The 10,512-nt window shown below is 72.3% G+C and carries 11 protein-coding genes; 8 read left to right on the top strand and 3 right to left on the bottom strand.

Annotation, left to right across the window (positions count from 1 at the left end):
* Positions 1 to 783: 783 nt before the first annotated feature.
* From alr to tsaE, 3 genes are read left to right on the top strand one after another with little or no spacing between them, the layout of a single operon-like run.
* Positions 784 to 1,923: an alanine racemase gene (gene alr, locus E2651_RS35540; RefSeq protein ID WP_135335386.1), complete on the top strand. Its 1,140-nt coding sequence runs from the start codon at positions 784 to 786 to the stop codon at positions 1,921 to 1,923.
* A 43-nt stretch (positions 1,924 to 1,966) separates the two neighbouring features.
* Positions 1,967 to 3,178, top strand: coding sequence for an alpha/beta hydrolase (locus E2651_RS35545; protein WP_135335387.1), 1,212 nt, complete (start codon positions 1,967 to 1,969; stop codon positions 3,176 to 3,178).
* Between the two features lie 10 nt (positions 3,179 to 3,188).
* Positions 3,189 to 3,701: a tRNA (adenosine(37)-N6)-threonylcarbamoyltransferase complex ATPase subunit type 1 TsaE gene (tsaE, locus tag E2651_RS35550; protein WP_135335388.1), complete on the top strand. Its 513-nt coding sequence runs from the start codon at positions 3,189 to 3,191 to the stop codon at positions 3,699 to 3,701.
* A gap of 472 nt (positions 3,702 to 4,173) precedes the next feature.
* Here tsaE and E2651_RS35560 read toward each other — a convergent pair whose 3' ends face one another.
* Positions 4,174 to 4,728, bottom strand: a complete 555-nt coding sequence (locus E2651_RS35560) for a hypothetical protein (protein WP_135335390.1) — start codon at positions 4,726 to 4,728, stop codon at positions 4,174 to 4,176.
* 108 nt (positions 4,729 to 4,836) lie between these two features.
* Here E2651_RS35560 and tsaB point away from each other — a divergent pair, with 108 nt between their 5' ends.
* Genes tsaB through E2651_RS35580 form a run of 4 tightly spaced genes read left to right on the top strand, consistent with a single transcriptional unit; the run spans position 4,837 to position 7,355 of the window.
* The gene (tsaB, locus tag E2651_RS35565; protein WP_135335391.1) at positions 4,837 to 5,493 is read left to right on the top strand and encodes a tRNA (adenosine(37)-N6)-threonylcarbamoyltransferase complex dimerization subunit type 1 TsaB; all 657 of its coding nucleotides are present in this window, start codon (positions 4,837 to 4,839) and stop codon (positions 5,491 to 5,493) included.
* A 29-nt stretch (positions 5,494 to 5,522) separates the two neighbouring features.
* On the top strand, positions 5,523 to 6,005 hold the full coding sequence (gene rimI / locus E2651_RS35570) for a ribosomal protein S18-alanine N-acetyltransferase (RefSeq protein WP_135335397.1): 483 nt from the start codon (positions 5,523 to 5,525) through the stop codon (positions 6,003 to 6,005).
* Complete coding sequence (tsaD, locus tag E2651_RS35575; RefSeq protein ID WP_135335392.1) at positions 5,998 to 7,101, top strand: tRNA (adenosine(37)-N6)-threonylcarbamoyltransferase complex transferase subunit TsaD; 1,104 nt, start codon at positions 5,998 to 6,000, stop codon at positions 7,099 to 7,101. Before rimI ends, tsaD begins: the two co-directional genes overlap by 8 nt.
* Complete coding sequence (locus tag E2651_RS35580) at positions 7,098 to 7,355, top strand: hypothetical protein (RefSeq protein WP_135335393.1); 258 nt, start codon at positions 7,098 to 7,100, stop codon at positions 7,353 to 7,355. Before tsaD ends, E2651_RS35580 begins: the two co-directional genes overlap by 4 nt.
* 12 nt (positions 7,356 to 7,367) lie before the next feature.
* On the opposite strand, the gene E2651_RS35585 is transcribed toward E2651_RS35580, so the two are convergent.
* Complete coding sequence (locus E2651_RS35585) at positions 7,368 to 8,399, bottom strand: hypothetical protein (RefSeq protein WP_135335394.1); 1,032 nt, start codon at positions 8,397 to 8,399, stop codon at positions 7,368 to 7,370.
* Between the two features lie 28 nt (positions 8,400 to 8,427).
* A complete protein-coding gene (locus E2651_RS35590) occupies positions 8,428 to 9,129 on the bottom strand; it encodes a TetR/AcrR family transcriptional regulator (protein WP_245239435.1) in 702 nt (233 codons plus the stop codon).
* Positions 9,130 to 9,223: 94 nt separating this feature from the next.
* Between E2651_RS35590 and E2651_RS35595 the strand changes: the two genes are divergently transcribed.
* A partial coding sequence (locus E2651_RS35595) for an MFS transporter (RefSeq protein ID WP_245239436.1) occupies positions 9,224 to 10,512 on the top strand: 1,289 nt, incomplete at its 3' end.

The following is a 10,512-nucleotide window of genomic DNA, read 5'->3' on the forward strand; positions in this document are numbered from 1 at the left end:
GTTGCGGCTCGGGCCGGGTGCGGGGCGGGTCCACGGCATGTGGGCGCCGTCTGCGGCCCGCTGCGGGTGCAGGGCGGGGCCACGGCTTCGGGGTCCGGATGCAGCCCGCTCCGGGTGCAGCGCGGGTCCACGGCTGCGGGCGCCGCCTGCGGCCCCACTCCCGATGCAGGGCGGGGCCACGGCTTCGGGTCCGTTGCGGCCCGTTCCGGGTGCAGGGCGGGTCCACGGCTGCGGGCGCCGCCTGCGGCCCCACTCCCGATGCAGGGCGGGGCCACGGCTTCGGGCACCGTCTGCAGCCCACTCCGAATGCACGGCGCGGCGCGGCTTCGGGCACCGTTGCGGCCCGCTCCGGGTGTGGGGCGGGGCCGCGCCGGTATGTCCGTACTCGCCATCTCGGTCCGAGCGCCTGCTGCTGCGGCTGGGGAGTCCTGCGTACCGTGCTCCGTGCGGACACACCGACACGTCCCCTCGCGTCTCGATGCGCGGTGCGGGTGCGTGGGGGGCCGGGGGCCGTTCCTTGCCCTCCACTGCTGTGGGCAGGCGTTCCGCAGGGCGAGTGGGGTCTCCCCTGCTCGAGCGAAGCCGAGAGCTTGGAGTGGGGTCTCCCCTGCTCGGGCGAAGCCGAGAGCTTGGGGAAGGTGGGCACAGCCCCGGTGCCGGGTTCCGATGAAGCAGGCGGCGGGGGACAGCGCGTGCAGCTTCCCGCAGGGGCGCGCGCAGGCCAGGGGCCCGGGGCGCGCGGCTGCGAGGGTGGCGGTGGGCTCTGAGAGACTGGTCGGCGTTATGACTGAGACCGCACCCTTGCGTGCCCGCGCCGAGATCGATTTGGCCGCCCTCCGGGCCAATGTGCGGACGTTGCGTGCCCACGCGCCAGGCGCCGAGTTCATGGCCGTCGTGAAGGCCGATGCGTACGGACATGGAATGGTGCCCTGCGCGCGGGCCGCGATCGAGGCCGGTGCCACCTGGGTGGGCACCGCGACCCCCGAGGAGGCGCTCGCGCTGCGCGCCGCCGGGATCCAGGGGCGCCTGATGTGCTGGCTGTGGACCCCGGGCGGGCCCTGGCGGGAGGGCATCGAGGCCGATCTCGACATGTCGGTGAGTGGATTGTGGGCGTTGCGCGAGGTCGCGGCCGCCGCTCGCGAGGCGGGGCGCACGGCGCGTATTCAGTTGAAGGCCGACACGGGGCTCGGGCGGGGCGGCTGTCTGCCGGCCGACTGGCCCGAGCTCGTCTCGCAGGCGCTGCAGGCCGAGGCCGAGGGGCTCGTGCGCGTCACCGGGCTCTGGTCGCACTTCGCGTGCGCCGATGAGCCGGGGCATCCCTCCATCGCCGCTCAGCTCGCGCTCTTCCGCGAGATGGTCGCCGCCGCCGAGGCGAAGGGGATCCGGCCCGAGGTACGCCACATCGCCAACTCGCCGGGCACGCTCACGCTCCCGGAGACGCACTTCGACCTCGTACGTCCGGGCATCGCGATGTACGGGATCTCGCCCAGCCCCGAGGTGGGCACGCCGGAGGACTTCGGCCTGCGCCCCGTGATGACGCTCAGCGCCTCGCTCGCCCTGGTGAAGCACGCTCCGGGGGGCCACGGCGTCAGTTACGGGCATCACTACGTCACGCCCGGGGCGACCACCCTGGGCCTCGTCCCCCTGGGGTACGGGGACGGGATCCCGCGGCACGCATCGGGCACCGGACCTGTTCTCATCGGCGGCAAGTGGCGCACGGTCGCCGGGCGCGTGGCGATGGACCAGTTCGTGGTCGACCTCGGCGGTGACGAGCCGGCGGTCGGCACCGAAGCCGTCCTGTTCGGTCCCGGCGACCGGGGCGAGCCGACCGCAGAGGACTGGGCGCAGGCGGCGGGCACCATCGCGTACGAGATCGTCACCCGCATCGGTTCGCGTGTTCCGCGCGTCTATGTGAATGAGTGACCCGAGAAGGACGACCGGTTCGACGACTGAGTAGGAGCGGCACGTGAGCGAGACCAGCACGGGGGCGGCCGCCGAAGCGGTGACGGAAGTCGCCGCGGCGGCCGGGAACTGGCGCAAGGCCGGACTCGCCGGTGCCGCGATAGGCGTCGTCGCGGCGGGCGCCGCGGCCGGTGTCGCCATCGAGCGGCTGACCGTCGGCCGCGGCATGCGCAAGAAGGCACGGCTCGCGCTCGACGCCTCGGGTCCGTACGGATCGCTGCGCGGCATGCCGGGCAAGGCGTACGCCGACGACGGCACGGAGCTCTCGTACGAGGTCGACGAGATCGAGCCGGAGAGCGCGCAGGCGCCGCGCCGGCGTCGGCTCTTCGGGCGCAAGGCGCCTGCTCCGGTGACCGTCGTCTTCAGTCACGGCTACTGCCTGAGCCAGGACTCCTGGCACTTCCAGCGGGCCGCCCTGCGCGGTGTCGTGCGGTGTGTCTACTGGGACCAGCGCAGCCACGGCCGGTCCGGGCGCGGTGTCGCGCAGCTCGACGACGGGAAGCCGGTCTCCATCGACCAGCTGGGGCGGGACCTGAAGGCCGTCATCGACGCGGCCGCGCCCGAGGGGCCGCTGGTCCTGGTCGGGCACTCCATGGGCGGCATGACGACGATGGCGCTGGCCGACCAGTTCCCCGAACTGATCCGGGAGCGGGTCGTGGGGGTCGCCCTTGTCGGTACGTCGTCGGGGCGGCTCGGCCAGGTCAACTTCGGGCTTCCGGTGGCCGGGATGAACGCCGTCCGGCGCGTCCTGCCCGGCGTGCTGAAGGCGCTCGGTTCGCAGGCCGACCTGGTGGAGCGGGGGCGGCGGGCCACATCCGATCTCTTCGCGGGGATCATCAAGCGCTACTCCTTCTCGTCCAGGGACGTGGATCCGGCCATCTCGCGGTTCGCCGAGCGGATGATCGAGTCGACGCCGATCGACGTGGTCGCGGAGTTCTATCCGGCGTTCGCCGAGCACGACAAGGCGGAGGCGCTGCGGTACTTCGCCGAGCTGCCGGTGCTCGTGCTCGCCGGGGAGAAGGACATGGTGACGCCGAGCGAGCACAGCGAGGCGATCGCCGACCTGCTCCCCGAGGCCGAGTTCGTGCTCGTACCGGACGCGGGGCACCTGGTCATGCTGGAGCACCCCGAGGTGGTCACCGACCGGCTCGCGGACCTGCTGGGCAGGGCGGGCGCCGTGCCGGCGGCGGCGGATGCGCGGAGCTCCAGCGGCTAACGTGGTCGGCATGGAAGCACCGCACGACGCGACCCCCGCCACCACCCTCAAGATCACCGTCAACTCGCCCGAGCAGATGGGCGAGTTGGGCCGCCGCCTGGCCAAACTGCTGCGCCCCGGCGACCTCGTGATGCTCACCGGCGAGCTCGGCGCGGGCAAGACGACCCTGGCCCGGGGCCTCGGCGAGGGCCTCGGTGTACGGGGCGCCGTCACGTCCCCGACCTTCGTCATCGCCCGCGTCCACCCGTCACTCGGCGACGGACCGCCGCTCGTGCACGTGGACGCGTACCGCCTGGGCGGCGGGCTCGACGAGATGGAGGACCTCGACCTCGATGTCTCGCTGCCCGAATCGGTGATCGTCGTGGAGTGGGGTGACGGCAAGGTCGAGGAGCTCTCCGACGATCGGCTGCGCGTGCTGATTCACCGGGCGGTGGGCGATACGACGGACGAGGTGCGGGAAGTGACGGTCTCCGGTGTCGGGGCGCGGTGGCTCGAGGCGGACCTTACGTTGCTCTCGGCTTGAGCGGCTTGAGCGGCGTGAGCGGGCCGCGTATCTCGTACGTTCGACCTAACGTTCCGACAAGACGTCGGCAAGATGTTGCGTGCGGTGCGTCGCGCGTGGTCACATGGATACCGGTACTGGTTAGGTCTACCTAACCACGTCTGCCCCCGGAGCCCCCAGGAGGCGTCCATGTCGGCTTCTGAACGAGACGTGCAGCCCGCGCCGCGGAGGGTTCCGCCGAGGGCGTCCGGGGTTTCCGTCAGCGTGCTGTTGGCTTCTTGCGCGGCTGCCAAAGCGGTGTCCACGCCGCCGGTGGCTGCGCCGCCGGTGGCTGCGCCGCCGGTGGCTGCGCCGCGGGTGGCTGCGCCGCGGGAGCGGAAGAGCGCCTAGGGGTCTGCCTCGGCTTGTCCGTGCGCGGCTGTGGGATCGTCGTGGTTGCTCGCGCAGTTCCCCGCGCCCCTTCGGGGCGCTCCTGTCGCCCCGCGTGAGCGCCTCAGGGAACGACCACTACCTTCGCGCTGATCGTCGCGAACTCCCACATCGCGTTGCCGTTCTCGCGCGACTGGCGGATGCCGCCCGTCTTCTTCGACGGGTCCGGCTTCGGTGTCGAGCCGTCCACCGCCGAGCTGAAGCCGATCGCGATGCCGTCCACGCTCGTGAAGCGCACGACGTGCTCGATCGGCACGCCGTCCGATCCCGGGACCGCCCCCGAGCGCGAGGTGACGGCGTACGTCCCCGGTACGGGGTCCACCGTGCTCGGCGTGACCTTGTACGTGCGCTGCGCCTTGCCGGAGGCCTTGACCAGCCACACGCGGTCCTCGCCCACCGAGTAGATGACCCGCTCGCCCGTACCGGACTGCGCGGGGACCGCCTTCGGGTCGGCCTTGTCCTTGGGGGAGCGTGACGCGGAGGCGGAGGGGTTGGCGTCCGGCTTCTTGCCCGCCAGGTGGTCCGGCGCGCTGGCCGACGCCTGGTACGCGAGGAAGCCGACCGCGGCGAGCGCGGCGGCGGTGAGCCCGGCCACGAATCCCGAGCTGCTCCTGGACAACTGCGCCACCCTCTTCGTACTCCGCACGGCTACGCGTTGACGGTAGCAGCAGGTGTGCGGCTTCCCCGGTCGGCCGTGCGCCGGGCGCCGGAGCCGTAGGCTGTTCGCGTGCTCTTGCTCGCTCTGGATACCGCAACCCCCGCCGTCACCGTCGCCCTGCACGACGGGTCGTCCGTCGTCGCAGCCTCCAGCCAGGTGGACGCCCGCCGCCACGGCGAGCTGCTGCTCCCCGCCGTCGACCGGGTACTCGCCGAGGCGGGGCTCAGACTCGACGCGGTGACCGGCGTCGTCGTCGGCGTGGGCCCCGGCCCCTACACCGGTCTGCGCGTCGGCCTGATGACCGCCGACACCTTCGGGCTCGCGCTCGGTGTGCCGGTGCACGGCGTGTGCACGCTCGACGGCCTCGCCTACGAGTCCGGCATCGAGACCGGCCCCTTCGTCGTCGCCACGGACGCGCGGCGCAAGGAGGTCTACTGGGCGCGGTACGCGGACCCGCGCACCCGCCTCACGGATGCCGCCGTCGACCGCCCGGCCGATATCGCGGCCGAGGTGGCGGGGTTCCCCGCCGTCGGCGCGGGCGCGGTGCTCTACCCCGACACCTTCCCGGACGCCCGCGCCCCCGAGCACGTCTCGGCGGCCTCGCTCGCCTCGCTCGCCGCGGAGAAGCTCGCGGCCGGGGAAGAGCTGCTCGCGCCCCGGCCGCTCTACCTGCGCCGACCGGACGCGCAGGTCCCCAAGAACTACAAGGTGGTCACCCCCAAGTGACGTCCGTGACGACAGTCGTCCTGCGCGAGATGCGCTGGTGGGACATCGACCTCGTCTTCGTCCTGGAGAAGGAGCTCTTCCCGGACGACGCCTGGTCGCGCGGCATGTTCTGGTCCGAGCTCGCCCACGCGCGCGGCCCGCTGGCCACCCGCCGCTATGTCGTCGCGATGGACGGCGAACGGCTCGTCGGGTACGCGGGGCTCGCCTCGGCCGGCGACCAGGCCGACGTGCAGACCATCGCTGTGGCCCCGAGCCACTGGGGCACGGGGCTCGGCTCCCGGCTCCTGACCGATCTGCTGAGCGCGGCGACGGCCTTCGAGTGCGCCGAGGTCATGCTGGAAGTGCGGGTCGACAACACACAGGCGCAGAAGCTGTACGAGCGCTTCGGCTTCGAGCCCATCGGCTTCAGACGCGGCTACTACCAGCCGGGCAACGTGGACGCCCTGGTGATGCGCCTGACCGATCCATCAACCTCAGTGAATCCCGTGCAAGGAACCGACACCCATGGCTGACGAACCGCTCGTACTCGGCATCGAGACCTCCTGCGACGAGACCGGCGTCGGCATCGTCCGCGGCACCACCCTGCTCGCGGACGCCGTCGCCTCCAGCGTCGACGAGCACGCCCGCTTCGGCGGTGTCGTGCCCGAGGTCGCGTCCCGCGCGCACCTCGAGGCGATGGTGCCGACCATCGACCGGGCGCTGAAGGAAGCGGGGGTGAGCGCGAAGGACCTCGACGGCATCGCGGTGACCGCCGGGCCCGGTCTCGCGGGCGCGCTGCTCGTGGGCGTATCGGCGGCCAAGGCGTACGCGTACGCGCTCGGCAAGCCGCTGTACGGCGTGAACCACCTGGCCTCGCACATCTGCGTGGACCAGCTGGAGCACGGCACGCTTCCGGAGCCGACGATGGCCCTGCTGGTCTCCGGCGGCCACTCCTCGCTGCTGCTCTCCGCCGACATCACATCGGACGTACGTCCGCTGGGCGCGACCATCGACGACGCGGCGGGCGAGGCCTTCGACAAGATCGCGCGGGTCCTCAACCTGGGCTTCCCGGGCGGTCCCGTCATCGACCGGTACGCGAAGGAGGGCGACCCGACCGCGATCACCTTCCCGCGCGGTCTCACCGGGCCGCGCGACGCCGCGTACGACTTCTCCTTCTCCGGTCTGAAGACGTCCGTCGCGCGCTGGATCGAGGCCAAGCGGGCCGCGGGCGAGGACGTTCCGGTACGGGACGTGGCGGCGTCCTTCCAGGAGGCGGTCGTCGACGTGCTGACCCGCAAGGCCGTGCGGGCCTGCAAGGACGAGGGCGTGGACCACCTGATGATCGGCGGCGGCGTGGCCGCCAACACCCGGCTGCGGGCGCTCGCCCAGGAGCGGTGCGAGGCGGCCGGAATCCGGCTGCGGGTGCCGCGGCCGAAGCTGTGCACGGACAACGGCGCGATGGTCGCGGCCCTTGGCGCGGAGATGGTGGCCAGGAACCGCTCGGCCTCGGCCTGGGACCTGTCGGCGGACTCTTCGCTGCCGGTGACGGAGCCGCATGTGCCGGGCCACTCCCCTGCGCACGACCACGATCACGTGCACGAGGTCAGCAAGGAGAACCTGTACTCGTGACCGTCGCGCTGATGTGGGAGGCCCGCGCCGCCGAAGGGCGGGGCGAGGAGCTGCTCGCGTGGGCGCGCGCGCAGGTCCTGGACGGTGAGCCGGTCCGGCGGGAGAGCTTCAGTGCCCCGCAGGACCGGGTGCTCGTGCTGACCTGGTGGGACGCGGCGTACGACGCCGACCTTCCCGAACTGCCGGAGCCCGCCCCCGAGTTGGTGACGCGGGCCGTGCACAGGTGGCGGTTCGAGTCGGTCGGCGTGGACTGACACGGCGTACGACTAGTCCTGCTCGGGCACCCGCAGGAGCAGGACCACGGCCGTCAGCGCCAGGACCGTCGTGGCCACCGTGGACAGCAGGACGAGCGTGCCCAGCGTGCTGTCGAAGTACTGGCCGAGATCCCCTTCGGCGACGTACGAGTACAGGCCGCGCGCGTCCAGGTAGAGCGAGATGAAGGACAGCGCGAGTGCCGCGCCGCGGGCCGCCGGGGAGCCCCTGAGCAGCAGGACTCCGACCAGGAGCGGCGCGACGACGATGGACACGCTGTGGAAGGAGTACGGCACCGATGTGCCGTACGAGGCGTCGACGACGTCACGGAAGAAGCCGCCGACCCCGGCGTCGCCGCCCGGCAGGCCCATGACGAAGACCTCGGGGCGCGTGAGCCGGTAGACCAGCCAGGCCCCGGCCACCAACCCGCCCAGGAGCACACAGATCCCGGCCGCCGAGAACTGCGGGCGCGGGCCGGGGCGGTAGGCGGGTGGCGGCGGGCCATAGCCGCCGTACATGCCGCCGTACGCACCTCCGTACGCGGCGTACGGCGGAGTGCTCCGGCGTCCCGCGCGGGCCATCTCGGCCAGGATCGCGATGCCGATGAACAGGCCCACCACCCGGAAGATGATGAGGAGTTGGCCGTTGCCGAGGCTGTCCATCATCTGCCGGTAGGGCTCCGAGACGGCGAGCCCCACGAGTTCCCGCAGGGACAGACCGATCAGGATCACCGCGAGCAGCATCAGCGCGCCGCGTGCCACGCGGCGGCGGGCCAGCGCGATGCCGCCGAACACGAGCGCGGCCGCGATCAGCGCCCAGTCCTGCGGGGTCTGCGCCCAGGGAGTGAGCGGCACCCGTGGGTCGTAGAGCGACTTGAGGAAGTCCGTGCCGTCCGCGCCGCGCTGGTCGATCTCGTACCCGATGAAGCCGGCGGCGGCCGTGGCGTACAGGGCGACGGCCGCTCCCGTCCGCAGATAGGCCGGTGCCGTGTCCGGCCCCGCGCGGCCCGAAATCCCTTGCCGTACGCCTTCGTTCAGCTGTGCCATCCGATCCCCCGTGGTTCGCCCGGCAGTGTCAGGGGCGTCCCGCCTGCCCCAGGAGCCCGTCGATGACCGCTCCCAACTGTGTGGACACGTCGTAGTCCTCCGTCAGTTCCAGCCAGCGGTCGGCGAGTGCGGTCATGTGGGGCAGCTCCTCGGCGTCCGCGTCGTCGAGCATGTCGGGGAAGTGGCGCTTGCGGTCCGGTTCCCCGGCGCGGCGGGCCATCGCCTGCCGGAAGACCAGATCGCCGTACACGCAGTGCCAGATGGTGCGGTAGGCGGCGACGGCCTGGCCCGGGGTGAGTCCGAGCGTCATCGCCGAACCGACGATCTCCTCGACCATCCACAGCGCTCCCTTGTCGGTGAGATCGCCGAGGCTCAGGACCTCGACCACCCAGGGCATGCGGGCCAGCGTGCCGTGCATGTGCACGGAGACCGCGAGCATCCGGTCGCGCGGGTCGTCGGGCAGCTCGGGGCGGGGGACCGAGTCGGCCGTGCCGGACAGGGTGAGCATGAGGAGCTCGTCCTTGTCGCGTACGTGGTGGTAGAGCGCCATCGGGGTCGTGCCGACCTCCTTGGCGACCCGGCGCATGCTGAGGGCGGCGACGCCTTCCTCCTGGAGGATGCGGCGGGCGATGCCGACGATCGTGTCGAGGTCGATGCGGCTGGGGCGGCCGCGTTTCTTCTTGACCTCGCCGGGTTTCTCCGCGCCTGTTCTCTCTGTTTCAGCTGCCACGTCGCTCATTGTCGCGCCTGCCGCTGTGCCCCCGAACCCGGTGCGCAGCACATCTCGATTGATTTTCTATACGCGTATAGTAATGTCCCTGGGCATGGTGAAACCTGCTGACTCGACGCCCTCGCACCACCGCTGGCTGCTGCCGGTGCTGCTCACCGTGCAGTTCCTCGTCTCGCTCGACATGTCCGTCGTCAACATCGCGCTTCCCGACATCGGCGACGACCTCGGCTTCGGAGCCGATTCACTGATCTGGGTGGTCAACGCCTACGCACTGGCCTTCGGCGGCCTCCTCATGCTCGGCGGGCGGCTCGCCGACCTGGTGGGGCGGCGGCGCACCCTGATCGCCGGCTTCGCGGTCTTCGGCGCCGCGAGCCTCGCGGGCGGCCTCGCCGGCACGCCGGGGCAGCTCGTCGCCGCGCGGGCCGTGCAGGGCGCGGGCGCGGCGGCGCTCGCCCCCGTCGCCCTCGCCCTGATCACCGTCAACTACGAGGCGGGGGCCGCGCGTTCGCGGGCACTCGGGCTCTGGGGCGCGTCGGGCGCGCTCGGCGGTGCGGTCGGGGTGATGGCGGGCGGACTGCTCACGGACTGGGCCGGCTGGCGCTCCGTGATGCTGATCAACGTTCCGGTGGTCCTTGCCGCGCTCCTCCTCTCGCGCGACGGCGTGCCCGCCGACCGGCGCACCGGGCCCGCGCCGCGCCTCGACGTGGTGGGCGCGTTCCTCGTCACCGCGGGCATGACGGTGCTCGTACTCGGCCTGGTGCGTACGGAGACGTACGCATGGGGATCCGCCACGACCCTCGGCACCCTCGGCGCCGCGCTCGTGCTGCTCGCCGCGTTCGCCGTCGTCGAGTCCCGCAACCGCGAACCGCTGCTGCGGCTCGGCCTGTTCGCCCACCGGCCCGTGCTCTCCGCGAACGCGTTCGCGCTCCTGATGTCGTCGGGCCAGTTCGCCGCCTTCTACTTCACCTCCCTCTATCTCCAGGAGGTGCTTTCGTACGGTCCGACGCGGGCGGGGGCGGCGTTCCTGCCGTTCTGCGTGGGCGTCGTCGCCGGGTCGGTGATCTCGGCGCGGACCGTGGCGCGCTTCGGGGAGCGGGCGCTCCTGGTCACCGGCGGGCTCCTTGGGGCGGCGGGGCTGGCCTGGTTCGGGCTCACGGTGGGCGTCGACGGTACGTTCCTGAACTCCATCCTGGGTCCTTCGATGGTCGCGAGCGTGGGCATCGGCATGTGCTTCGTGCCGCTGGGCACGTCCGCGACGTCGGGTGTCGCCGCCGAGGAGACCGGCATGGCGTCGGGGCTGCTCAACAGCTCCCGCCAGCTGGGCGGCTCGCTGGGGCTCGCGGTCCTCGCCACGGTGGCGTCGGGGGTCACGGGGGACGGGCG

The sequence above is a fragment of the Streptomyces sp. MZ04 genome (genome assembly GCF_004684775.1).
Classification (GTDB): Bacteria; Actinomycetota; Actinomycetes; order Streptomycetales; family Streptomycetaceae; genus Streptomyces.

Excerpts from the sequence above, each read along its gene's own strand:
- alr (WP_135335386.1), top strand. The coding sequence starts at position 784 with ATGACTGAGACCGCACCCTTGCGTGCCCGCGCCGAGATCGATTTGGCC.
- tsaE (WP_135335388.1), top strand. The coding sequence starts at position 3,189 with ATGGAAGCACCGCACGACGCGACCCCCGCCACCACCCTCAAGATCACC.
- rimI (WP_135335397.1), top strand. The coding sequence starts at position 5,523 with ATGCGCTGGTGGGACATCGACCTCGTCTTCGTCCTGGAGAAGGAGCTC.
- tsaD (WP_135335392.1), top strand. The coding sequence starts at position 5,998 with ATGGCTGACGAACCGCTCGTACTCGGCATCGAGACCTCCTGCGACGAG.
- E2651_RS35585 (WP_135335394.1), bottom strand. The coding sequence starts at position 8,399 with ATGGCACAGCTGAACGAAGGCGTACGGCAAGGGATTTCGGGCCGCGCG.